Genomic DNA, 24,646 nt, shown 5'->3' on the forward strand with positions numbered 1-24,646 from the left:
GGGCACTGCCATTGGTCGCCTCGCCACCCGCGCCACCGGCGGCGCCCCTGCCGGCATAGGCGTCGCCGCCAACGCCGCCGACACCGTAGGCATTGCCGCCCCGCGCATTGCCGCCGTCGCCGCCGACGCCGCGGCCGCCGTTGCTGGTGCCGTAGTTGAGCGCGGTGTTGCCGATGTAGCCCACCGAATTGCCCGTGACCGTGCCGATCAGCGTGCTGGTGGCGTTGGCGGTGGAAGTGTTGAACGCGTTGGTGAACGTGGAGGTGGCGGTGCCGCCGTTGTTGGCGGCCACCCCCGCCAGCGCGTTGGCGTTGGCCGCGCCGGTGCTGTTGTTATTGTCGTTCCGGTTGCTGTTGTCCAGCGTGGCGCTGGAACTGTCGTTGGCGCTGGCGCCCGCGCCGGATTGGGTGACGGCCGTTTGCGCATACGCCTGCGTACCGAAGCACAGCGCGACTGCCGCGCCGATCAAGATTTTTTTCATGGTTGCTCCTACCTTGCAAAGAAGTGAATGTGCCCGGGCGAACCCTCTCCCGGTCTCACTTCCTTCGCAAGCTTGGTGCCATCCGCGCCAAGGCCTTGTTCTGCAAGGCTTATCTTGCCGGTGGCGCGGCCGCGCCGGCGGATTTCAGCAGCGGCGCGTCACGCCGCTGTGACAACCCGGCGCTTCACTCATTCTGGCCGTCGGTGTAACTTGCGCGCGACGGCGCGCTGATCCCGTGCTTGGCCAGCAAGCGGTAGAGCGTCATGCGCGATACGCCCAGGTCACGCGCGGCCAGCGTGATGTTGCGCCCGGCGCGCAGCAGGCTGGCATCGATGGCGTCGCGCTCGGCGCGGATGCGGGCGTCGTCCAGTTGCAGCGGCGCGCGCGCCGGCGAGGCCGCGGCCAGGCCCAGATCCTGCGGCAGGATCAGGCGCCCTTCGGCCATCACCATGGCGCGGCGCACGCGGTTGATCAGCTCGCGCACATTGCCAGGCCAGTCGTGCTCGCGGATCGCCTGCGCGGCGCGGCTGCTGAAGCCCTTCACGCGCGGCGCGCGCTCGCTGGAAAAGGCATGGAAAAAATGTTCGGCCAGCGGCAGCAGGTCGTCCTTGCGCTCGCGCAGCGGCGGCACGTCCAGCGCCAGCACGTTGAGCCGGTAGTACAGGTCTTCGCGGAAGGCGCCGCGCTGCACTGCCTGCGGCAGGTTGACGTGCGAGGCGGCGATCACGCGCGCATCGACCGCGATGCTGCGCGTGCCGCCGACGCGGTAGATGGTCTTCTCCTGCAGGAAGCGCAGCAGGTTGGCCTGCAGTTCCAGCGGCAGGTCGCCGATTTCATCGAGGAAGATCGAACCGCCCTGCGCGCTTTCGATCAGGCCGCGCTTGTCGCGCGCCGCGCCGGTGAAGGCGCCGCGCTCGTGGCCGAATAATTCGGATTGAATCAGCGCTGCGGGAATCGCGCCGCAGTTGATCGGCACGAACGGCCCCTTGCGGCGCGGCGAATGCGCATGCACGGCCTGCGCCGCCAGTTCCTTGCCGCTGCCGCTCTCGCCCCAGATCAGCACCGGCGCGCTGGCCGCCGCCACCTTGACGATCTGCCGCCGCAACCGCGTGATGGCGGCGCTCTGCCCGGTCAGCGTGGCGTCGTCGTCGGCGCGCGGCCTGGCATCCTCGCTGCGCAACGCCGCCATGCCAAGCGCATGGCCCAGCGCATGGCGCAGCCGCTGGCTGTCCACCGGCCAGGTGTGATAGTCGGCGCAATGGTCGCGCAGCAGCTGGCGCCACCCGGCATGCTCCAGCAGCAGCGGCGGCAGCACGGCGATCCAGTGCGGCGACCAGTGGTCGAGCAGGAAGGCGTTGAGATCGGCGCAACTGTCCATGTCCTGCACCAGCAGCAGGCCGACGGCGCACGGCCGCGCCTTGAATTGACGGCGCGCCTCGGCCAGCGTGTCGGCCCGCGTCACGTCCCAGTCCGCCGGCAGCCCCGGCGCGCCGACGCCCACGCAGAGTATCGATTTCGTCGTCATCCCCATTGGACGGGAAATGATGTGAAAAGTTCAAGGCTTGCCCCGCTGCGGAGGCCAATATAGAATGCGCGCTACTTTTTAAGCAGGTGAATAACAACCTGTCAATAGTGCATAAAGCCTAAAACAACAACGGGATGTAGTGAGATGACTGACTTTGAATTGAAACCGGCGACGCTGCCGGGGTGGACGCAACGCGCGTCGCTGCGCGTGCTCAAGCTGTTCGGCTGGCGCATGCTGTACCGCCCGCTGCCCGGTCCGCGCGGCATCGTGGTGGTCTATCCACACACCTCCAACTGGGATTTCTTCGTCGGCCTGTTCGGCAAATGGACGCTGAACCTGCCGTTCCGCTGGCTGGCCAAGGACTCGCTGTTCAAATCGCCGCTGGGCGGCTGGTTCCGCGCGCTGGGCGGCGAGCCGGTGGACCGCAGCGCGCCGCAAGGCATGATCCGCTCGCAGGCCGAGCGCATGAACGCGGCCGACTGGTACTGGCTGGCCATCACGCCGGAAGCCTCGCGCAGCCATCGTCCCAACTGGAAGAGCGGCTTCTATCATCTGGCGATCGAGGCCAAGGTGCCACTGTGCCTGGTGTATATCGACTATCCGAACAAGACGCTGGGCGTAGTCGACCATCTGCATTTGAGCGGCGACCAGGCGGCCGACATGGCGGCCATTGCCGCCATCTACGCCGGCCACCATGGCCTGTATCCAGAAAACGAGGCGCCCATCGTGCTGCAGGAACGCCGCGTCGAGGAACGCCAGTAAGTTACGCCGTCGCCGCCAGCATCACGCCGATGGCGGCAATCGCGGCGCCGGAGACCTTCAGCGCCAGCGCCGGGCTGACGCGGCCCAGCAGATACCCACCATACACCAGCAACGCACTGGCCAACAGCAGGCCCGCCGCGCTGCTGGCCTGCGGCAGTTCGTGACCATGCGCGTTACCGTGCAGGAGCGCGAACGCGCCCACCATCACCGCGCCTGCCGCCGCCGGCAGCCGCACCGCCACCGCGATCAATACGCCCATCAGCGCCACCGTCAGCGCGATGCCGGTTTCCAGTCCCGGAATCGTCAGCCCCATCGCGCCGCTGGCCATGCCGGCCATGACCATGCCGATGAAGGTGGCCGGCAGCCATTTCGCATTTGGCTGGCGCACGCTCCATGCGCCAACCGCAAGCATCGCCAGCAGGTGATCGAGGCCGGTGAACGGATGGGCGAAACCTTGCAGGAAGCCGTGCGTATGGACGCCGGCGCCGGTGTGCGCCAGTGCGGCGGTGCTGGTGGCAGCCAAGGCCAAGGCTGCGATAGTCTTTTTCATGTGAGCTCCTAGTGTGGGGTTTGGCCCAGCAGGCCTTGTTCGCGAATGAAGTCGATTACCTTGGTGACGCCCTCGCCGCTGCGCAGGTTGGTGAAGATAAAGGGACGCGCGCCGCGCTGCTGCTTGGCGTCGCGCGCCATCACATCGAGGTCGGCGCCGACGTGCGGCGCCAGGTCGGTCTTGTTGATGATCAGCAGATCCGAGCGCGTGATGCCTGGGCCGCCCTTGCGCGGAATCTTCTCGCCGCCGGCGACGTCGATGACGTAGATGGTCAGGTCGGACAGCTCCGGGCTGAAGGTGGCGGCGAGGTTGTCGCCGCCCGATTCCACCAGGATCAGGTCCAGGTTCGGGAAGTCAGCCTGCATGCGGGCGATGGCTTCCAGGTTGATCGAAGCGTCTTCACGAATGGCGGTGTGCGGGCAGCCGCCGGTTTCCACACCCATCAGACGTTCGGCCGGCAGCGCGTCGGCGCGCAGCAGGATCTCCATGTCTTCCTTGGTGTAGATGTCGTTGGTGATGACGGCCATGTCGTACTTGTCGCGCATGCCCTTGCACAGCATTTCGCACAACGCGGTTTTGCCGGAACCTACCGGGCCGCCGATGCCCACGCGCAGAGGATTGGAGGTATTCATTTTGTGTGTGCTCTTTCAGGATCTGTATAAACGGCTGTATTGAACTTCGTGCTGCATCGACAGCAGCGACAGGCCCGGCGCCCAGTTGCACATATCGTCATCGCTGACGGTTTGCGCATGGCGGGCGGCGGCTTCGATCTCTTCGCGCAGCGACAGCAGCATGCGCTGGCCGGCCACCTGCCCCAGCGGCACGGATTTGACGCAGACCAGCACCTGATTCTCAGCCCAGGCGAACAGCATGGCCAGCAGTGCCGAGTCGTGCGGGATATTCAGGGCGGCGACGGCGCAGCTGAAGGCGGTGGGCAGCGCGACTTCCGGTTCGGATTGCAGGTGCTTCAGCATGGCGGCATCGGTAATGCCTAGTTCGGCCACCAGCTTGGTGAGCGAGTAGCCCATCTGGATGGTCTCGGCGCGGAATTCGGCGCTGTCGCGCGAGGCGATGAATTTTTCGCTCCAGTCGCTGACGGCGCACCAGTCGCGCCGCGACCAGGCTTGCATCAGGCGCCAGGTGATCGGCGCTTCCCATTGCGCCACCACTTCGTGCAGGTGGCGGACGACCCATGCGCGCGCGGTGTCGGCGTTGCGCACCGCGCCGCTTTCCAGCGCCGCCTCCAGCCCTTGCGAATAGCTGTATGCGCCAATCGGCAAGGCCGGGCTGGCGAATTGCAGCAGGTTGAGGAGCGCGGCGGCCTGCATTTATTTAGGATCGCTCGGACGGTGAATTTTCTGGCGCAGCGGGATCGGCGCCAGCGGGCCGTTGTCGTGATGATGGCCATGGCCGCCGCCATACGCGCCGGACTCCGGCTCGAACGCCGACATCTCTTCCACCACCGTGGCGCCCAGACCGGCCAGCATCTCCTTCAGCACCGCATCGGCGCGGATGCGCAGGAAGCCGTCGCCCACCTGCGCCTGCGTGTGGCGATTCCCGAGGTGGAAAGCGCAACGCAGCAGCGCATGCGCGTCGGCGCAGGTAACTTTGTAGGTCGGCTCCGGCGCGGCGACCACGCGCACCACGCGCTTGTCCTCGCCGGTCAGCAGGTCGCCGTCGCGCAGCACGGTGCCGCGCACGGTGAACACCGCTACGTCCTCGCCGTTGTCCAGCGTCGCGCGCAGGCGGCATTTTTCGCGCAGCTCATACGGCAGCACCAGCTGCGCGGCAATGATGTCGGCTTGCGGAATCTTGGTATGTAGTGTCAGCATAAAGCGGTCAGCATGGTCAGAACAGGAAATAGCGCTGCGCCATCGGCAGGACGACGGCCGGTTCACAAACCAGCAATTCGCCATTGGCGCGCACTTCGTAGGTTTCGGGATTGACATCCATCTTCGGCGCCAGGCTGTTGTGGATCATGTCCGACTTGCGCAGCGCGCGCATGCCCTTGGCCACGATCAGCGTTTTATTCAGTTTCAACGCGTCGCCGATGCCGGCGTCATACGCTGCCTGCGACACGAAGGTGAACGACTTCTTCAAGCCGCCGCCGAAAGAGCCGAACATCGGCCGGTAATGCACCGGCTGCGGCGTCGGAATCGAGGCGTTCGGATCGCCCATCAGCGCGGCGGCGATCATGCCGCCTTTTAAAATCATCTGCGGCTTGACGCCGAAGAAGGCCGGCTTCCACAACACGATGTCGGCGATCTTGCCCACCTCCAGCGAACCGACGGCATGCGCAATGCCGTGCGTGATGGCCGGGTTGATGGTGTACTTGGCGATATAGCGCTTGACGCGGAAGTTATCGTTGCGCGACGAATCCGGCGCCAGCGGTCCGCGCTGCACCTTCATCTTGTGCGCCGTCTGCCAGGTGCGCATCACCACTTCGCCGACGCGGCCCATGGCCTGCGAGTCGGACGACATCATCGAAATCGCGCCGATGTCGTGCAGGATGTCCTCGGCCGCGATGGTCTCGCGGCGGATGCGCGATTCGGCAAACGCCACGTCCTCGGTGATGGCGGCATCCAGGTGATGGCAGACCATCAGCATATCCAGATGCTCGTCCAGCGTATTGACCGTGTACGGCCGCGTGGGATTGGTCGACGACGGCAGCACGTTCGATTCGCCCACCGCCGCGATGATGTCCGGCGCATGGCCGCCGCCCGCGCCTTCGGTGTGGAAGGTGTGGATGGTGCGGTCCTTGAACGCGGCCAGCGTGTCGGCCAGATAGCCGCCTTCGTTCAGCGTGTCGCTGTGGATGGCGACCTGGATGTCCATCCTGTCCGCCACCGACAGGCAGTTGTCGATGGCGGCCGGCGTGCTGCCCCAGTCCTCGTGCAGTTTGAGGCCAATGGCGCCGGCCAGCACCTGCTCTTCCAGCGGCGCCGGCAGGCTGACATTGCCCTTGCCGAGAAAGCCCAGGTTCATCGGGAACGCATCGGCCGCCTGCAGCATCGAATGCAGATGCCACGGCCCCGGCGTGCAGGTGGTGGCCGAGGTGCCGGCCGATGGCCCGGTGCCGCCGCCGATCATGGTGGTCACGCCGCTCATCAGCGCTTCCTCGATCTGCTGCGGGCAGATGAAGTGGATGTGCGTGTCGACGCCGCCGGCGGTGACGATCATGCCCTCGCCCGCGATGATCTCGGTGGCGCCGCCGATGGCCATGGTCACATCGGGCTGGATATCCGGATTGCCGGCCTTGCCGATGCCGGCGATCACGCCGTTCTTCAAACCGATATCGGCCTTGACGATGCCCCAGTGGTCGATGATCACCGCGTTGGTGATCACCGTGTCCATCACGTCGGCGGCCACGCGCTGCGACTGGCCCATGCCGTCGCGGATCACTTTGCCGCCGCCGAATTTCACTTCCTCGCCGTAGGTGGCGTAGTCCTTTTCGATTTCGATAAACAGTTCGGTGTCCGCCAGCCGGATGCGGTCACCTGTGGTCGGACCAAACATCTCCGCGTAAGCGCGGCGCGAGATTGTAGCCATGAGAGCCTTTTAGCTTTTTGGTGGTTTGGAGTCCAGCTTGCCCATTACTTTCCCGTTGAAGCCATAGACTTCCTGGTCGCCGTCCAGCTGCACCAGTTCCACGGTGCGCTGCTGGCCCGGCTCGAAGCGCACGGCGGTGCCGGCCGCGATGTTCAGGCGCTTGCCGTAGGCCTTCCAGCGTTCCAGCTTGAGCACGGAATTGACTTCAAAAAAATGGAAATGCGAGCCGATCTGCACCGGGCGGTCGCCCTGGTTGGTGACGACGACGGTGACCGTTTCGCGGCCCACGTTCAGACCGATCTCACCCTCTTCAAGCTTGTATTCACCTGGGATCATGATGAACTCCTTATGGGATGGGGTTGTGGACAGTCACAAGCTTGCTCCCATCCGGGAACGTCGCTTCGACCTGGATGTCGGGGATCATTTCGGGGATACCCTCCATGACGTCGGCGCGCGTGAGTATGCGCGTGCCGTCGGACATCAGTTGGGCGACAGTTTTGCCGTCGCGGGCACCTTCCATGATGGCGCAGGTAATCAGCGCCACCGCTTCCGGGTAATTCAACTTCAAGCCGCGTGCAAGGCGGCGTTCCGCCACAATGCCTGCGGTAAAAATCAACAGCTTGTCTTTTTCGCGTGGAGTCAGGTCCATGTCGTTGTGCTCTTTCTGCTCTTTCAGGTTTGCCAGATGCGCGGCGTGACGGCCGCGCGTTCCAGCAGATGCGGGCGCAGGCGGCGCCACACGGCCAGCATCAGGCGGCGCGCGGTTTCGCTGTCGTCGCCCAGATGGCGCGCCACCAGCACCCCTTTGGTTTGCGTAACGCCGAAAACATGCGCGCCGTCGGCGGCGATGTCGGCACGAATATCATTCAGCACGGCGGCCGGCAGCGGCTTGCCGGCCGCCGTCAGCGTGGCGCACACGGTATGGCCGTTCAGCGCCAGCGGGCTGTCCAGGCGGCCGCCGACCATGTCGCCCTGCTCCCACCAGATCAAGCGGCCCTCGCGGCGGATGCTGCTGCGCTGGCGGATGCGGCCGGTGCGGAACAGCTCGCCCGAGCCGCGCCGGCCCATGCACAGGATTTCGCAGCCGAGGAAGGTGGCGCCGGCGGCCAGTTCCACGTGCTGCTCCAGCACCACGTTAGCGGTATCAAAGAAGATCGTTTCCTGCGGCAGCCATTCCAGCGCGGCGCCCTCGTTGACATGCAGGTGCACCGCCTGGCGCGACTGTTTGCCGTTGGCCTGATACCACTTGGCCGCGCCCGGCGTGGTGATGAAGGCATGCGCCTGCGTGCCGACGCCGATGTCGATTTCCAGCTGGTCGCCGCCGACCACGCCGCCCGGCGGGTGGACGATGATGGCCTGGCAGACCTTCTGATCCTCCGGGTAAAGCGCCTTCTGCACGCGCAGCGGGCCGTAGTGGATTTTGTTCAGCAGCCGCGTAGTGCCGGCGTCATCCGCAAAACCGAGCGTGAGGCTGGCCTGCCAGGCAGTGGTGCCGGCGCCAAGGTCACGCGATGCGGTGCAGTCAGGCATATAAAAAGGAGGATGAAATAATGTACTGTCCTATGCAATCGTCATGCCAGCTCTTAGCCTCCCTGCCAGACCAAGCACGCACCGTTATGCGGCGCATTGCACCAAATAAGTGCAACCGTTGTAAAAAGTTCCCTCTGGAAAATATATTTCGCGATTTCTACGCCGGCAAAAGCTTGGCCTCACGCTACAAAAGCAGCTTTTTCATTGTTGGGGAATAATAGATTTCATTGAATAACAGAAACTAAAGTTGCCAGGTTTGAACTGGGAGGTCCGTCATGAAAAACAAATTCCTTACGCGCGCGATCGTCGCCGCAGCATTGCTGCCGATGCTGGGCGTCGCGGCCGTCTACAACAACGGCTCCAAGACCACCACCTTCGACGTGACGCTCAAAATCATCGCCGACTGCACCATCGCCGCCAACGGCCTGGACTTCGGCCAGACGCAAGGAGTGCTGGCCACCAACGTCAGCATTAACACCACGCTGCAGGTCACCTGCACCAACACCACACCCTATAACATCGGTCTGAACGCGGGAACCGGCACCGGCTCCACCACGGCGGCGCGCGTGATGACCGGCACCAGCGGCAACAGCAGCACCGTCTCGTTTAATCTGTACCAGGCTGCGGGCAACACCATCTGGGGCAATACACAGGGCACCGACACCAAGTCCGGCGTCGGCTCCGGCGTCGCGGTATCGCATACGGTGTACGGCGTGGTGCCGGCGCAAGCGACGCCGCAACCGGACACCTACAAATCGACCATCACCGCGACCGTGTATTTCTGATTCTTGATGCGGACGCAAGGGAGCTTTGAGCCGCGCCCTATTGGTATGCAATCGTGCGGTCCCCATACTGTCTGCTTCTCGTATTGAATCTGGGAGCAGCACATGAAAGTATTCGTCACCGGCGCCGCCGGTTTTATCGGCAGCTCGATCGCCGCGGGCCTGGTCAAGGCCGGCCATGAAGTGCTTGGCCTGGTGCGCAAGCCGGAACAGCTGGAGGAAGTGAAGAAGATCGGCGTCACCGGCGTTCTGGGGTCGCTGACCGACCGCGATCTGCTGATCGCCCAGGCGCAATCGGCCGACGCCGTCATCAACGCCGCCAGCAGCGACAACCGCGCGGCGGTGGAAGCCTTCATCGATGCGCTGGCCGGCAGCGGCAAGGTGTTCCTGCATACCAGCGGTTCGAGCATCGTCGGCGATGCGTCGGGCGGCGAAGGCACCGACAAGATCTATTACGAAGACAAGCTGCCCGCGCCCACTGAAGACAAGGCCGCGCGCGTCGCCATCGACAACCTGGTGCTGGATGCCGCCAACAAGGGCGTGCGCTCGGCGGTGCTGTGCAATACCCTGATCTATGGCCACGGCGCGCTGCCGCGCGACTCGGTGCAGCTGCCACGCTTGCTGAAACAGGCGCGCAAGAGCGGCATCGTGCGCCACGTCGGCCCTGGCCGCAACATCTGGTCGAACACCCACATCGACGACGTGGTGGACCTGTACCTGCTGGCGTTGGAAAAGACCGAAGCCGGCACGTTCTACTTTGTGGAAAGCGGCGAAGCCTCGTTCGGCGAAATGAGCAGCGCGATCGCCAAGGCGCTCAACCTGGGCCCGGCCCAGGACTGGCCGCTGGAACAGGCCAAGGAAGAATGGGGCTACGAGATGGCCTCGTATGGCCTGGGTTCCAACAGCCGCGTGCGCGGCGAGCGCGCCCGCAAACTGGGCTGGCAGCCGCATCGTCCGCCAGTGCTGGACTGGATCGCCGGCGACATGCTGCGCGGCTGACGCTAGCGGATCGGCGTGTAGGTCAGTCCGAACATCTGGGCATATTCGGCCAACGGCGGCAGGCCTATGCTGCGCCGCCGTTGGTCGACATGGGCCTCATCCTCGATCGGAAAAAATTTCAACGGCTTACCGGACAGCTGCGAACCGTATAGCTGCGGCTTGCCGTCGAAGACGCGGACGCGGTCTTCCAGCAGCGCCAGGTCGTCGCCCCGGGCGTCGCCGCGCTTGACCGCGTCGCGCAACAGCGGCAGGTATTTACGCTGGGTGTCATTGTCCGCGTGCTGCACCACCAGGAAAGCGGTCTGCGACGCCGCGCCGGCGAAACGCAATCCTGGCCAGCCGAAGGCATCGATGATCTCCGCCAGACGTTTGGTATTGGCGACGTCGATTGCGGTTTGCTGCTTCCATTCATCTGGCGTCAGGTCGCCGTTGCCCGCACGGCCGCGATATAACTGGTCGGTCGCGCCCATCGCTTCCAGGTCCCGCACCGCCTTGGCACGTTCAGCGCTGATGGCAGCACTGCTTAGCACGACGTCCTCGCCGAACAGGATGAAGGATTGGCCGCCGTCCGGAATCACTCGCGCTTGCACATTGCCCGTCAAATGCTGGCTTGTCTTGTCGTTCTCCGCATGATTGGCTTTGGCGCTGATCCCGGTTTTGGCGCCGATGGCAAAAATCATTCCGCCGACAGGTTTGCCGTCGGCATAGAAAGACACCGTGGTCTGTGACAGGCCGTCCTCCGCCCGCGCGGACAGCACAACACTGGCCAGGGCGCCGATGAGCAGGATGCGTGGATACCGCGTCATTGCGCCTCTTGTGTTGGCGCCGGCGCCGGCTGCGGCGCCGCTTTGGCGTTCAGGCTGTTGATCACGCCCGCCGGCACTTCGACCGGCTTGCCGTTGACCGTCACCTTGCCGTCCTTGATCTCGATGACGGTGCGCAACTCGTCCTGCTCCACCACGCCGTAGCCGCCGCTGACGGTCCTGCCGACCACCATGCTGACGACGGAATCAGTGCCTGCATCGATCTGTTTGGCGGCATCCGGCGCCGCCGGATTGATGGTCCTGGTGATGAAGGCGCGCGATGCGTCACGCACCAGCGCCACCGGCAGCCGCACCTCAATGCGGCCGACCAGTTTCTTCAGCAGCGCCGACAGATCCTTGAAGTCCGCCTCCACCACTTTCTGGAAGCCGATGCGGCCCTTCAGCGAAGCCGTGTTACCGTGATAGCCGATGCTGATGTTGTCGATGAACAGCGTGGCGCCGGCAATGGCGACGCGCTTGCCGAAGTCCTGCAGCGCTTTCAGCAACTGCTCCCGCTCTTCCGCCGCTTCCAGCTTCTTGCCTTGCTGTTCGCGCCACTGCTTGCCCAGTTCCGCCACCGCCTTGACCGGCACATTGGTCAGGCGGAAGGCGGAGTTGACGTGCTCCACACGCTCATTGCCGAACACGATGGCCTTGATCGAGCTGCCGTAGATGATCTCGGCCATCGCGCCACGGCGCCGGACATCCGACTTCGCCTCGATATCCTCGAAGCGCATCGTCTCCTTGAGTTCCGTGTCGCCGGCCGGCGCATCGCGCATGACGATGCTGCCGATCTTGAGGACGGCGGTGCCGTAAGTCACTTCGTCGGCGCCGGTCTGCTGCTTGCTGATCATGTTCATGTTCAGCAAGCTCACCGACATGTCCGGACGCGAGATCACCAGCGACGGCCACACGGTGGTACTGGTGGTTGCTCGGCCGCTCTTGTCGACATTGACCTTCGAGACCAGTTCAGTCCAGGTGAAATCGGTGCCGTTATCCTGCTTGTAGGCATACGGCGCCAGTCTGGCGACGTAATTGACCTGCCCCTTGACACCGCCCGCCACGCGCGTCATCGGCAGCGGACGCTCGGTGCCGAAGATCTCCTGCAGCTTGGGGCGCAGCTCCGGCGAAAACTGGAATTTGGAATAGGCTTCGAGGCGCTTGCCGGGCGTGCGTTCCTTGCCCAGCACCGCCTGGACCTCCTTGGCGGCATCGCCCAGCGTGATGATGGTCTCTTGCTTGAGGAAGTGGGCTGGCGCCGCGTCCTGGGCGTGGGAAGGAGTGGCCAGCAGGCCGCCAGCCAGTGTGACTGCGAGGAGTGTCTGTTTCAAGGTGCGCGCCGGAGAAGTGGAAGGTGTAGCATTTTACCCAACCATACCCTCCGGAAATACACGCATTGTCACTCCAGATCGGGATACGGACTCTTGCCGCCGTCCGCGATGAACTGGTCGATGCGCGCCTCCAGCACCGGCAGCGGCACCGAGCCCAGTTGCAGCACGGTGTCGTGGAAGGCGCGGATGTCGAACTTCTGGCCCAGCGCCTTTTCCGCCTTGTGGCGCGCGTTGATGATGCTCATCTCGCCCAGGTAATAGGACAGCGCCTGCCCCGGCCACGAAATGTAGCGGTCCACTTCCGTTTCGATCTCGTGATCGGACAGCGCGGTGTTTTCATGCAGATAGTCCTGCGCCTGCTTGCGCGTCCAGCCCTTGCTGTGGATGCCGGTATCGACCACCAGGCGCGATGCCCGCCAGGCCTGGTAACTGAGCATGCCGAAGGTTTCATACGGCGTTTCGTACATGCCCATCTCGGCGCCCAGGCGCTCGGTGTACAGCGCCCAGCCCTCGCCATAGGCCGAGATGTAGGCGTTGCGGAATGGCGGACGGCCCTTCTGCTCCATCGCGATCGGCATCTGGAAGGCGTGGCCCGGCGCCGATTCGTGCAGCGTCAGCGCCGGCATGCTGTACAGCGCGCGCGCCGGCAGGTTGTAGGTGTTGACCAGGTAGACGCCGGGACCGCCGCGGCCGGAGGTGTAGAACGGCGCCTGGTCGTCCGGCACCGGGATCACCGCGAAGCGGCGGCGCGGCAGGTAGCCGAAGTACTGCGACACCTTGCCGTCGAACTTCTTGGCCACCCACGCGGAGCGCATCAGCAGCTCTTCCGGCGTCTTGGCGTAGAACTGCGGATCGGTGCGCAGGAAGTGCAGGAAGGCCGGCAGGTCGCCCTTGAAGCCGACCTGCTTGATCACGTCCTGCATCTCGTTGCGTATCTTGGCCATTTCATCGAGACCGACCTGGTGGATCTGGTCCGCGCTCATCGAGGTGGTGGTGAATTCGACGATCTTCGACTGGTAGTAGGCTTTACCGTCCGGCAGCGTCTCCGCCGCCAGCTCTTCGCGCGCCTTGGGCACGTATTCTTCGCGCATGAATTTCAACAGCGTCTGGTGCGCCGGGATCACGACAGTCTGGATCACCTTGACCGCCTGCGCGCGCAGCTCTTCCTGGCGCGCGGCCGGCATCGCAGCCGGCATGGTCTTGAACGGCAGGTAGAACACCGTGTCCTGCGGCGTCTTCGCCTCGGTCACCGAGGTGATGGAACCGTCGCGGCCCACCAGCGTGACCTTCGGCGGCGTGAAGCCGCGCGCCAGGCCGGCGCGCATGTTGACGATTTCCTCGTTGAAGTAGCGCGGCACATCGGCCAGCTGCTTCAGGTAATCGCGGAATTCGGCGTCCTTGGTCATCGGACGGCGCGCGGTGCCGGCCATGTTGGACCAGAAGGCGGTATCGGCGTTCAGCGGCTTTTCATATTCCTTGAACTGCTGGGCGGCGATGAAGGCGGCGATCTGCGCCTTGTAGACCTGGTAGTTGATGCGCTCGGGCGCCGACAGCTTCGCTTCCTTGATGCCGTCCAGCTTCTTCATCACGCCCTGCCAATAGGCGGTGCGGCTGTTCTGGGTGGCGACGTCGATCTGCGGCAGCGATGGCGAGACGCCGCTGTCGTCGTCGTCCTCGCCGTCTTCCTGCTTCTGGCTCAAACGCCATTTCCATTCCTGGGTGTAGATGGCCTTGAACTGGGCGTCCGACGGACCGGCCTTGACAACCGAGCCAGCACTGGCGGCGCCGGCCGCATTCAGACACAACAGCATGCATGCACCGGCGATGGCGGTGCTGAACTTCTTTTCCATAAGACTCCAGGTAGATTACATGGTCAACAGATTGCGGCGCTCGCGCAGCAGCGCGGTAAAGCCTTCGGCGTTCAGCGGACGGCTGAAGAAATAGCCCTGCATCTCGTCGCAACCGCGTTCGGTCAGGAACTGCACCTGCTCGCGCGTTTCCACGCCTTCGGCGATCACCCGCATGTTCAGGTTGTGCGCCAGCGAGATGACCGACAGCGCGATCGCCGCGTCGTCGCTGTTGGTGGTGACGTCGTCGACGAAGGACTTGTCGATCTTCAGCACGTCGATCGGGAAGCGCTTGAGGTAACTCAGGCTGGAATAGCCGGTGCCGAAGTCGTCCAGCGAGATGCTGACGCCGATGTCCTTCAGGCGGCGCAGCGCCGCCACCGCCTTGTTCGGATCGCCCATCACCGTGCCTTCGGTGATTTCCAGGCCCAGGTACTCGGCCGCCACGTCGAACTTGCGCAGCGTGCTTTCCACATACGGCACCGTGGCGTCGTTGGCGAACTGCCCCGCCGCCAGGTTGACCGCCACCTTGATCTTGCCCAGGCCCTGGTCGTGCCACACCTTCATCTGCGCGCACACGCTTTCCAGCACCCACTCGCCGATCGAATTGACCAGGCCATATTCCTCCGCCAGCGGGATGAAGCGGTTCGGCGGCACCTTGCCCAGCACCGCGTTATCCCAGCGCAGCAGCGCCTCGGCGCCGACCATGGCGCCGGTCTTCAGGCAGACCTGCGGCTGGTAGTGCACCTCGAATTCGTCGCGCGCGATGGCGCCACGCAGCTGGCCCTGGATCGCCAGCTTGTCGCGGATTTCCGCGTCCATGCGTTCGGTGAACAGGGCGTAGTTGTCGCGGCCGATTTCCTTGGCGCGGAACAGCGCCGTGTCGGCGTTGCGCACCAGTTCATCGAAGCTGTCGCCATCGGTCAGGCTGACCGCGATGCCGATGCTGGACGTGACCGTGATCTGCTGGCCGTCGATCACCAGTTCCTTGCGCAGCCCGGCCAGGATCTGCTGCGCCATCACCATGGTGGCGCTCAGTTGCGCATCGTCGGCAACGATGATCTGGAATTCGTCACCGCCCTGGCGGGTGACGATGTCGCCCTCGCGCACGGTTTCGCACAGGTATTTGGCCACCACCTGCAAGGCCTTGTCGCCCATGTCGTGGCCATACGAATCGTTGATGCTCTTGAAGCGGTCCAGGTCCAGGCACATGACCGACACGCAGCGGCCTTCGCGGCGCGCCGTGTTCAGCGTCTGCGAAAAGCGCTCGCGCGCCAGCAGGCGGTTCGGCAGCCCGGTCAGCGCATCGTGATTGGAGAGGAAATCGATCAGGTGCTGCTCGGCCTTGCGCTCGGTGATGTCCATGAACACCGCCACGTGGTTGATCACGTGGCCGTCGGCGTCGCGCACCACGGAGGCGCTCAACAGGCCTGGATAGGTTTCACCATTCTTGCGGCGCGCCAGGATCTCGCCCGACCAGTGCCCCTTGGTGATGACCGACTGCACCAGCGCATCGAACGAGCCGGGGTCCAGTTCGCCGGCGTGCAGCAGCCCGACGTTCTGGCCCAGCACTTCCTTGGCGGTGTAGCCGGAAATCTGCGTGAAGGCGGGATTGGTGGCAACGATGCGCGCCTCGCGGTCGGTGACCACGATCGCATCCTGGGTCGCCTCGAACACCTGGCTGGCCAGACGCAGGAACTCCTCGTTGGCGCGGCGCTGCTCGACTTCCTTGGCCAGTTCGGCGGTGCGTTCGGCCACGCGCTGTTCCAGCAGCGCGCGCTCCTCGGCCAGCGCCTTCTGCGCGCGGCCCAGGCGCACGTGGGCGTCGGTACGGGCCAGGATTTCCTCGGCCTGGAACGGCTTGGCGACAAAGTCGACCGCGCCCAGTTCGAAGCCGCGTACCTTGTCGTCGGTATCGTGCTGGGCGGAGAGGAAGATCACCGGCACCTGGTTCAGTTCCGGATTGGCCTTCAGGCGGCGGCACACCTCGAAGCCGTCGATGCCGGGCATGCGCACGTCGAGCAGGATCAGCTCCGGCGGCCGCGATTGCGCGGTCCATAGCGCCAGCTCGCCGTTGGGCGCCTGGCGCACGTAGTAGCCGGCCTCGGTCAGCAGGTCGCTCAGCAGCTTGAGCGAGGCCGGCGTGTCTTCCACGATCAGCACTTCGCCCTTGGTGTGTTGTTCCGACAAATCCCGATGCATGTAAAGTCTCTCGCCTGATTTAGCTGCTACGTTTCATTATCATATACTGGTCAGGCCGCAGGCTCCAGTTCATTACCCGCCTCGTCCAGCAGCGCACACAGCTGCGGATACTGGTGCAGCTGCACCATGTGCGCGATGCGCTCGGCCACATCGGCCAGCGCCGGCGGCAGAGGCTCCAGCAGCATGGCCACGCGCGCCAGATTCAGCTCCTGCACGGCGGTCTTCAGGTCGCTGCGCAGCTCCGGATCGAGACGCCGCAGGTCGTCGCGGTTCAGCGGCTCGGGCGGCGCCTGGCGCGCGGCGGCGCGGTGGCGGCGCACGAACTGCAAATTCAGCTGCTGCTCCAGCACTGCGTACAACTGGTCCTGCTCGACCGGCTTGCGCAGGAATTCGTCGGCGCCGGCGCCCAGCGCCTCCTCGCGCTCCTCGGCGAAGGCGGACGCGGTCAGCATCACGATGCTCGGCTGCGGGCCTTCGTGGTTGGCGCGGATCTGGCGCGTGGCGCTGATGCCGTCCAGCGCCGGCATGCGCCAGTCCATGAACACCAGGTCCGGCTGCCACACGTCGACCATGGCCAGCGCCTGCACGCCGTCACCGACCACGGCGACGTCGAAGCCCAGCGGCTTGAGCAGGCTTTCCATCAGCGCCCCGCCATCGGCGTTATCGTCCGCCACCAGGATGCGGCGGCGCTGCTGCGGTTCCAGCACGGCCACTTCGTCCTGGTCGATGACCGGCGCTTCGTCGGCCACCTGCACGGCGACCGTGAAGTAGAAGGTCGAGCCATGGCCCGGCGTGGAGTGCAGCGCCAGCGTGCCGCCCATCAGCTGCACGAATTCGCGCGAAATGGTCAGGCCCAGGCCCGTGCCCTCCTTCGCGCCCGGGCCTTCGGCCTGGATGAACGGTTCGAAGATGCGCAGCTGGTCTTCCTCGGCGATGCCGGGGCCGTCGTCGATGACGGCGAAGGCCAGCTCGCAATGGCCGTTGCGCGACACGCCGCGCACCTTCAGCGTGACCTTGCCCTGCGCGGTGAACTTGACCGCGTTCGACATCAGGTTCAGCAGCACCTGGCGCAGCTTGGTGCCGTCCACGCGCGCGCTGACCGGCAGGCCGAGGCAGTCGAGCACCAGCTCGACGCCGGTCTGCACCGCGCGCATGCTGACCATGTCCATCACTTCCTGCAGCATGTCGTTGACGTGGACCACCTCGGTTTGCAGCACGGCGCGGCCGGCCTCGATCTTGGACAGCTCCAGGATGTCGTTAATCAGCGTCAGCAAGTGCTGGCCGGAGCGGTGGATGATGGCCAGGTTGCGCTTTTCTTCCGGCAGCATGTTCTTCGAGTCGGCCATCAGGCGCGAGAAGCCGATCACCGAATTGAGCGGCGTGCGCAGCTCGTGGCTCATATTGGCCAGGAAGGTGCTCTTGGCGCGGTTGGCCGCCTGCGCCTGGCGCACCGCCACCGACAGCGCATTGGTGCGCTCGGCAACCAGCTCCTCCAGGTGGACGCGGTGGCGCACCAGCTCCTGCTCGGCCGTGCGGCTGGCCGTCACGTCGTAGTTGACGCCGACCATGCGCATCGCGTGGCCCTGGCCGTCGCGGAAGGTCATGCCGTCCGCCTTCAGGTGGTGGACGGAGCCATCGGGCCAGATCAGGCGGTACTCGATGTCGAATTCGGCGGCGCCGTTGAGCGCCTGCTGCAACAGCATCTCGGTCGGAATGGCGTCGTCCGGGTGCACCATGCTGCGCCAGGTCTGGAACGGATTGTCCAGCTTCTCGCCCTCCATGCCGTGCAGGCGGTACATCTGTTCGTCCCACACCATCTGGCCGGTGACGATGTTCCAGTCCCAGATGCCGATGGCGGCCGCGCTGGAGGCGATCTGCAGGCGCTCCTCGCTGGCGTGCATGGCGACGTAGCGGCTTTCCATCAGCCGCACCATGTCGCGGATGGAGGCGTTCAGCGTGCGCAGTTCGCCGGTGTACCAGTCGCGCGGCGGCGCGGCGCCGGAATTCTGGCCGGCCTTGACGCTGGCGGCGTAGCGTTCGATATTGGTCAGCGGTTTGAGGATCAGTTGCCACAGCAGCAGGTAGAGGCTCAGCACCAGCGTCACGTCCAGCACGAAAATCAGGCCGGCGATGGTGTACAGGCGCTGCCGCAATTGCTCGATCAGCACCGCCGGCGAAGCGTACACGGTGATGGTGCCGATGTTCTGGCCGCCGGCGACGATGGGCCGCTGCTCGGACAGCAGTTCGGGATCGGACGGCAGCCGCTCGGCCGGCACCAATTGCGCCTCTTCGTTGCGGCTCAGGATGAAGGGACGGGTGCTGGCCGCCGGCGCCACCGCGCTGGCGTACAGGTCGCGGTTGCTCAAGCCGCTCTTCATGATGGTGACGATCTGGGTTTCGTCGAAGTTCCAGGCCGGCAGCGCCACGGCGGCGGCCAGCTCGTCGGCGCTGTTGGCCAGCGTCTTGCGCAGCTGCTCCCAGCGCTGCGCCCGTTCCACCTGATAAAAGTACAGCGCAAACGTGGTCAACACCAGCGTGACCACGGCGGTCAGCGTCACGCTGACAAAAACGGCGATCGATACTTTTCCTATACGGCGCGCAAGTCGAACCAACATCGGCAAACCATTCTTCGGGGTTAATCTGCGTTGTAACGACTTAGATCATAGGTTCAATCCAGCGTGAAGTCCATGCATATTTGCGCCTAAGCAACATCCTTAACGTTATGTAATTGATCCCATGCATTGGCGGTGCTCAGGAACAGCTTGCCGTTCAGTTGCGGCAGCAGCGTACTATTACGTAGACGATCCATCACCGGCCCCTTCACCTCGGCCAGATGCAGGCCGATGCCGCGCCGCTTGAGGCTCTGGTTCAGCTCCGCCAGCGCCATCAGGGCGGTGGTGTCGATCGAGCTGACCGCCGACATCACCAGCAGCAGCTGGCGCGCGCTCTGGTGCGTGGCCAGTTCGCATTCGATGCGCCCGGTGACCGCCTCCACATTGCCGAAGAACAGATTGGCGTCGATGCGCAGCGCCAGCAGTTCCGGCTGCGTCTCGGCCGGATAGCGTTCGATATTGCGGAAATGCTCGCTGCCGGCGATGCGACCCAGCACTGCGATGTGCGGCCGGCTGGCGCGCCAGATCAGGGTGCCCATCGACAGCGCGACGCCAATCACCACGCCCGCCTCCACGCCCATGACCAGCACGCCGAGACAGGTGGCGCCCCAGGCCAGCGCATCGCCGCGGTCGTACCGCCAGGCGGTGCGCAGGATGCCCAGTTCCAGCATGCCCAGCACGGCGACGATGATGGTGGCGGCCAGCGTCGGCAGCGGCAACAGCGCCAGCCAGCCGGTGGGCGCGATCAGCGCGCAGGCCAGCAGCATGGCGGTGATCAGACTGGCCAGCGGCGTGTTGGCGCCGGCCGCGAAGTTGACGGCGGAGCGCGACAGGCTGCCGGTCACCGGGAAGCCGCCGGACAAGGCACTGGCCACGTTGGCCGCGCCCAGGCCGATCAGTTCGTGGTTGCTGACCAGCTTCTCATTGCGCTTGAGCGCCAGCGACTGCGCCGCCGACATCGACATCAGGAACACGATGAAGCCGATCAGCAGGCCCGGTTGCAGCAAGGCGCGCCAGTGCGCGCTGGACGACGCCAGGTTCAGGTGCGGCAGGCCGGCCGGCACGGCGCCGGTGGTACGCACGCCCATCTCTGCCAAACCGGTGAACGCCATCAGCCCGATGCCGCCCAGGACCACCAGCATCGGCGCCAGCTTGGCGCAGACGTCGGCCGCCACCGGCGACAGGCCGCAGCGCTTCAGCACCCCGGCCAGATACTGGCGCGCCAGCACCAGCAACAGCAGCGAACCGACGCCCAGCGCGGCGCTGGGCAGGTGCGCGTGCGGCAGCTCCGCTCCCAGCAAGGTGTGAATCTGATCGTAGGCGATGACCAGCGCCGAACCGACGGTAAAGCCGCTCATCACCGGGCGGGAAAAGAAGTTGGCCAGAAAACCCATGCGCAGCAGGCCGCACAGCAGCAGCACGCCGCCCGACACCAGCGCCAGCTGCGCCGCCAGCACGCCGGCCAGCGCCGACCCCGGCGCCGCCAGCGGACCGATGACGGCGGCCGTCATCAGCGAAATGATCGCCATCGGCCCGACCGACTGCGTCATGCTGCTGCCGAACAGGGCGTAGACGATGGGCGGCAGGATGCTGGCGTAAATGCCGACCACCGGCGACAGCCCCGCCACCAGGGCATACGCCATGCCCTGCGGGATCATCATCATCGCCACCACCAGCCCGGCGCTGACGTCGCCCGGAAGTTGGTCACGCCGGTAGTGCTTCAGCCATTGCAGCATCGTCGTTCCACTGTACAGAAAGACGCCAGTTTACCTTAAATGCGTTTACCGAATTAGCTCATTCGATAACCGCATAACGATAGTTGCAAATTTTAAAACACTCATCTATTGTGTTGTCATGCAGGCCTTATGCGCCCGCGGAGGAAACATAGCATAGCTCGGCCGGCACTTTAAGGGCGAGCACGGTACCTTTGCCAGGCGCGCTGGTCACTTCCAGAACCGTGCCGACGCGCTTGGCGCGTTCATGCATGCCGACCATGCCGAAATGTCCCCCGTGCATACGGCGACGCAATTGGGCGTCGTCAATTCCGCAACCGTCATCGACCACACTCAGCGACAATCCGTCCCGCAGGTAGTCGAGCCTCGCCGTGATCTGGCTGGCGTGTCCATGACGGAAGGCGTTGGTCAGCGCCTCCTGCGCGATGGCACACAGCTCTTCCTGCACCGGCGGTGCCAGCCGACGCGGTGTACCGGTCGACACCAGATTGAAGGCGACGCCTTCATGCTGTGCGGCCATGGCGTTGCCGCAGCCTTCGATTTGTTCCTGGAGATCGCGTCCGCTTCGAAGTTGCTGCACTTGATCGCGGCCTTCGTTAATCGCCTGCTCAGCCTGCGTAAGTATCGATTCGAGCTTGATGCGTGGCTCGCTGTCCTCGGGCAGCTTGGTCAGCACCGTGTAGACGCGCAGTATCAGCGCCTGCACGCTTTGCAGGAAAGTGTCGTGCAAGGTGCGGGCGATGCGCACGCGCTCGTCCATGCGCACTTCCAGCTGACGCGCGATGGCCGCTGTCGCCTTGCTCAACCGATAGCGGTACAAGCCATACACCGCCAGGATCGCGGCAAGCACGCACATCAGTTGAAACCACCAGGTTTGCACGACGGTCGGCGCGATCTCCAGCTGCAGCGTGGCCACTGACGTGCCGGCCAGGCCATCCTCATTGACGGCGCGCACGCTGAATGTATAACGGCCCGGCCCCACATTGGTGTAATAGGCGGCGCGACGGCTCCCCGCGTCCTGCCATTGCGGATCGACGCCGTCGAGCCGGTACTGGAAGCGCATGGCTTCCGGCTTGCGCAGGCTTGGCGCCGTATATTGGATGTTGAAGCTGCGCGTGTCCGGCGGCAGGCGCAACGGCGATGTTGCCGGATAGGAGCGGTTGTCGACATTGACGCGCAGCAGTTGCGCCACCGGCCTGACAGGGTTGGGCCGCAGCTTGGCCGTATCAAGCCGCACCAGGCCTCCGCTGCCGCGCAGCCATAGCACGCCGCCGCCCATGTCGTACACGGACGGCTGACGATTATCCAGCGTTGCCTGGCCGGGATAGCCTTCCTGCGAATCGATCAGTTCGTACACCAGCGGAATAGCGGGCTGGCGCACCGACGCGTCCCAGTCTTCGCGGCGAATGTGGACCAGGCCGCGGCCGCCGTTCAACCACCGGTCGCCATCGGCTGTCACCGCCATGCCGCTGACGTTGCGCAATGCCTCCACGCCGGCCGGCCCAAGGGCGACGAACTTGTGGTCGAGCAGGACCGCAATACCGCGCTCCCCTGCCACGACCAGTTGCGGGCCGGGAAAGATGCCCGACTCCTGGCCCACCAGCGCGATATCGTAGGGGGTAAGCTTGCCGTTATCCAGGAACTTCAGGCTGCCGTCGTTATTGCTAAGCCACATCTGGCCGGGACCGCCCGGCGCCAGCATATAAATGCGCTGGGGGATGTTGAACTCCGTGCGATCGTGCCACCGGCCGTCCATCCATGCCATCAGACCGGCTTGCATGGAGACCACCCACAAGACCTTGCCGTCGTCGAACATGCTCACCACGCTGATGTCCGCTGGTTTGCCATCCCGTTCCGGGAATGCAATCCGACTGGACTGGCCTCGGTAGATGCGCTCGATGTAGCGTCTGCCGGCGACCAGGATGGCGCCGTCGCGATCGGTCGCGATCGAGGTGCCCGAGCGTTGCGGGTCGCGGACGGCCACGCCGTCGGCGCCGATGGTCCAGATGCTATTCATCTGCCCGTCCGCCACCCATAACTTGCCCGCATTGTCGCTGGCGGCATTGAGTTCGCCAGCGACGCCAGCCATATTCGCAGGGATCAGCTTGTTTTCGCGAAAACGGTCAATCCCCGACTTGGTGAAGATCCAGACATTGCCTTCCCGGTCTTCCAGCACGCCACGCGTGCCAAGGTCGCTGAGCTGCCAGGGCTGGTCGAGACGATCCGTGGCCTCGTGTTCCGGGTCCAGCGCCCCGCTGCGCCGGGCGCCGGCGCGGGCCATTCGACAAATGCCGCGCGGGCATAGCGGAACCCAGAGATTCCCATCCCGGTCGAATTGCCCCGCGCTGCGCGCTGCGCCCTGGTTAAACGACGGCAGTCGCTGCGCATGCTGTCCGAGTGGCGGCATCGGTACCAGTCGCACGCGGTCGTCATTACCATTGATCCAAAGACGTCCATCGGGCGATAGCAGCAAGCCGCCTTGCATGCCCTCGCCCTCCACGCGCACCAGTTTGTCCGTGGCACGGTCATGGCGGTACAGCGCCTGCCTGTTCGAGATCCAAAGGCGACCGTATTGATCCACCACCAGGCTCTGGGTCGCCTCCGCCCATTCCGCACCGCTGGACATCACCTGCCACCGGCCTTGGGCATAACGATACAGCCCGTTCAGGTTGATGGCCCAGATCGCCCCGTCGCGGTCCAGTGTCATGGCGCGGAATGTGCCCAGTTGATGCGGGAGCGGCGGCAGTTGGGTGCTGCTGCCGTCCGCATGCAGAACCATCAGACCGTCCGGCACAAAGCTGATCAGCAGATCGCCATTGTCGGCTGCATGAAGTTTGTAAACGCGGCTACCCTTGAGCGGATAGCGCTCAAACGTCATGCCGTCAAACCGATACAGCCCGCCGCGCGTACCGAGCCACAACCAGCCATCCGGGGTCTGCGCCATGCTCGTGATATCGGACGGCACGCCGTCCTTCTGTGTCCAGCTGGTGTGGTTGAGCTGATCCAGCCGGAGATCAGGATTGAGCGCATGCGCACATGGCCACCACAGCAGTGAAAGCAAGCCGACCGCCAATGGCCAGTGGTATAGACGCATGAACATTCCTGATCGCAAACTCGCGATTTTAGATTGTCCACAACAAACGCAACATGCCTATATATGGTGAGGTGACTGCAAAACAACAGCGATGCCAGGTGACAGTATGTGAGTATTGCGCATGAACAAGGTGCTATCCTTGCAGCATTCGGCCACAAGCGGTCTATTACAATGATGTTCGGGCTTAGGCAAGAACTGGCACTTTCATGTACCGTCCACAGCGTTGCAATTAAGGACCTAAAAAGGAAAGCAAAAACATGCAGCTTCATAAGATAACTATCGCATTTTGCGCGCTGTGCGTGTCTGCCCCCAGCTGGAGTTCCGGAGACAACGACCTGTGGATTCTGCCGACCGCCATCGCATGTTTAGCTCAATATCCCGAATTGTCCAATACTCGCCTTGGCACTAACCTGATAAATTCTGACAAACTCCAGCAGCACATCAATAAAGCGAAGGCCGTCCTGGCGTCTAATCCATGGCAAGGTCGTGCACTCTGTGACGAGCTGATGCCAATGAAACGCGATCCGCAGCGTGACGATCAAACGTATTTAAACAACATGCGTGACAGGCATCTGGATACATTGAAGGCACTTACTGAACGCTTCCCGGATGGCTGGTCTTTCTCGCAGCAGCCAAAATAACTTGCAAAGATCCTATAAGGACTGGGATCGGCTGCCAAAAGCTGACTAAGAAAAATTCAATTAATACTTGGAATAATATTCGGCATTACCCTTTTTTTCTAAATTCTGACTTGGGTATTGGGGGCATCTCCAGAGAAGATGCATAGTCCGATTGATAGGTTTAACTGGAATGTTTTTGTGGTTGCTCAGCGGGTCTCGCTTTGCC

20 protein-coding genes and 1 pseudogene are annotated in these 24,646 nt (G+C 64.1%); 4 read left to right on the forward strand and 17 right to left on the reverse strand.

The annotated features are described in order from the left end of the window. Positions 1-481 (reverse strand): annotated as a pseudogene (locus tag GJ695_RS20925) (hypothetical protein); the annotation flags it as partial. 184 nt (positions 482-665) lie between these two features. Next, positions 666-2,006: a sigma-54 dependent transcriptional regulator gene (locus GJ695_RS20930; protein ID WP_154368140.1), complete on the reverse strand. Its 1,341-nt coding sequence runs from the start codon at positions 2,004-2,006 to the stop codon at positions 666-668. A 144-nt stretch (positions 2,007-2,150) separates the two neighbouring features. Between GJ695_RS20930 and GJ695_RS20935 the strand changes: the two genes are divergently transcribed. Beyond that, complete coding sequence (locus GJ695_RS20935; protein WP_154368142.1) at positions 2,151-2,768, forward strand: 1-acyl-sn-glycerol-3-phosphate acyltransferase; 618 nt, start codon at positions 2,151-2,153, stop codon at positions 2,766-2,768. 1 nt (position 2,769) lies between these two features. Here the strand turns inward: GJ695_RS20935 and GJ695_RS20940 are convergent, their stop codons facing one another. Genes GJ695_RS20940 through GJ695_RS20975 form a run of 8 tightly spaced genes read right to left on the reverse strand, consistent with a single transcriptional unit; the run spans position 2,770 to position 8,397 of the window. Beyond that, complete coding sequence (locus tag GJ695_RS20940; protein WP_154368144.1) at positions 2,770-3,318, reverse strand: HupE/UreJ family protein; 549 nt, start codon at positions 3,316-3,318, stop codon at positions 2,770-2,772. Between the two features lie 8 nt (positions 3,319-3,326). Continuing rightward, entirely contained in the window at positions 3,327-3,950 is a 624-nt protein-coding gene (gene ureG / locus GJ695_RS20945) for an urease accessory protein UreG (RefSeq protein ID WP_154357808.1), read from the reverse strand. A 15-nt stretch (positions 3,951-3,965) separates the two neighbouring features. Then, positions 3,966-4,646 (reverse strand): urease accessory protein UreF, encoded by a 681-nt coding sequence (locus tag GJ695_RS20950; RefSeq protein ID WP_154368146.1) that lies wholly within the window; start codon positions 4,644-4,646, stop codon positions 3,966-3,968. Continuing rightward, positions 4,647-5,150, reverse strand: coding sequence for an urease accessory protein UreE (gene ureE, locus GJ695_RS20955; protein ID WP_154368148.1), 504 nt, complete (start codon positions 5,148-5,150; stop codon positions 4,647-4,649). Between the two features lie 16 nt (positions 5,151-5,166). Then, positions 5,167-6,867: an urease subunit alpha gene (ureC, locus tag GJ695_RS20960; RefSeq protein WP_154368150.1), complete on the reverse strand. Its 1,701-nt coding sequence runs from the start codon at positions 6,865-6,867 to the stop codon at positions 5,167-5,169. 9 nt (positions 6,868-6,876) lie between these two features. Continuing rightward, positions 6,877-7,203 (reverse strand): urease subunit beta, encoded by a 327-nt coding sequence (locus tag GJ695_RS20965; protein WP_154357812.1) that lies wholly within the window; start codon positions 7,201-7,203, stop codon positions 6,877-6,879. A 10-nt stretch (positions 7,204-7,213) separates the two neighbouring features. Then, a complete protein-coding gene (locus GJ695_RS20970) occupies positions 7,214-7,516 on the reverse strand; it encodes an urease subunit gamma (RefSeq protein WP_117010090.1) in 303 nt (100 codons plus the stop codon). A 23-nt stretch (positions 7,517-7,539) separates the two neighbouring features. Next, complete coding sequence (locus GJ695_RS20975) at positions 7,540-8,397, reverse strand: urease accessory protein UreD (RefSeq protein WP_154368152.1); 858 nt, start codon at positions 8,395-8,397, stop codon at positions 7,540-7,542. A gap of 275 nt (positions 8,398-8,672) precedes the next feature. On the opposite strand from GJ695_RS20975, the gene GJ695_RS20980 reads away from it, so the two are divergent. Both GJ695_RS20980 and GJ695_RS20985 read left to right on the forward strand, forming a co-directional pair. Next, the gene (locus GJ695_RS20980; protein WP_154368154.1) at positions 8,673-9,182 is read left to right on the forward strand and encodes a Csu type fimbrial protein; all 510 of its coding nucleotides are present in this window, start codon (positions 8,673-8,675) and stop codon (positions 9,180-9,182) included. Positions 9,183-9,284: 102 nt separating this feature from the next. After that, the gene (locus GJ695_RS20985; RefSeq protein WP_154368156.1) at positions 9,285-10,178 is read left to right on the forward strand and encodes an NAD-dependent epimerase/dehydratase family protein; all 894 of its coding nucleotides are present in this window, start codon (positions 9,285-9,287) and stop codon (positions 10,176-10,178) included. A gap of 2 nt (positions 10,179-10,180) precedes the next feature. Here the strand turns inward: GJ695_RS20985 and GJ695_RS20990 are convergent, their stop codons facing one another. From GJ695_RS20990 to GJ695_RS21020, 7 genes are all read right to left on the reverse strand, one after another. Next, positions 10,181-10,984, reverse strand: coding sequence for a DUF6624 domain-containing protein (locus tag GJ695_RS20990; protein ID WP_154368159.1), 804 nt, complete (start codon positions 10,982-10,984; stop codon positions 10,181-10,183). After that, complete coding sequence (locus GJ695_RS20995) at positions 10,981-12,312, reverse strand: DUF945 family protein (RefSeq protein WP_154368161.1); 1,332 nt, start codon at positions 12,310-12,312, stop codon at positions 10,981-10,983. Before GJ695_RS20995 ends, GJ695_RS20990 begins: the two co-directional genes overlap by 4 nt. Before the next feature lie 68 nt (positions 12,313-12,380). Next, the gene (locus GJ695_RS21000) at positions 12,381-14,162 is read right to left on the reverse strand and encodes a DUF885 domain-containing protein (RefSeq protein ID WP_154368163.1); all 1,782 of its coding nucleotides are present in this window, start codon (positions 14,160-14,162) and stop codon (positions 12,381-12,383) included. Between the two features lie 15 nt (positions 14,163-14,177). Beyond that, positions 14,178-16,361: a two-component system response regulator gene (locus GJ695_RS21005; RefSeq protein WP_154368165.1), complete on the reverse strand. Its 2,184-nt coding sequence runs from the start codon at positions 16,359-16,361 to the stop codon at positions 14,178-14,180. A 50-nt stretch (positions 16,362-16,411) separates the two neighbouring features. Further along, on the reverse strand, positions 16,412-18,976 hold the full coding sequence (locus GJ695_RS21010; protein ID WP_154368167.1) for an ATP-binding protein: 2,565 nt from the start codon (positions 18,974-18,976) through the stop codon (positions 16,412-16,414). Positions 18,977-19,062: 86 nt separating this feature from the next. Then, on the reverse strand, positions 19,063-20,709 hold the full coding sequence (locus GJ695_RS21015; protein WP_154368169.1) for a SulP family inorganic anion transporter: 1,647 nt from the start codon (positions 20,707-20,709) through the stop codon (positions 19,063-19,065). A 127-nt stretch (positions 20,710-20,836) separates the two neighbouring features. Beyond that, entirely contained in the window at positions 20,837-23,800 is a 2,964-nt protein-coding gene (locus tag GJ695_RS21020; protein ID WP_166455147.1) for a sensor histidine kinase, read from the reverse strand. Positions 23,801-24,057: 257 nt separating this feature from the next. Between GJ695_RS21020 and GJ695_RS21025 the strand changes: the two genes are divergently transcribed. Then, positions 24,058-24,441: a hypothetical protein gene (locus GJ695_RS21025; protein WP_154368173.1), complete on the forward strand. Its 384-nt coding sequence runs from the start codon at positions 24,058-24,060 to the stop codon at positions 24,439-24,441. Positions 24,442-24,646 lie beyond the last annotated feature (205 nt).

This window comes from Duganella alba (assembly GCF_009674495.1).
Taxonomy (GTDB): Bacteria; Pseudomonadota; Gammaproteobacteria; order Burkholderiales; family Burkholderiaceae_D; genus Rugamonas; species Rugamonas alba.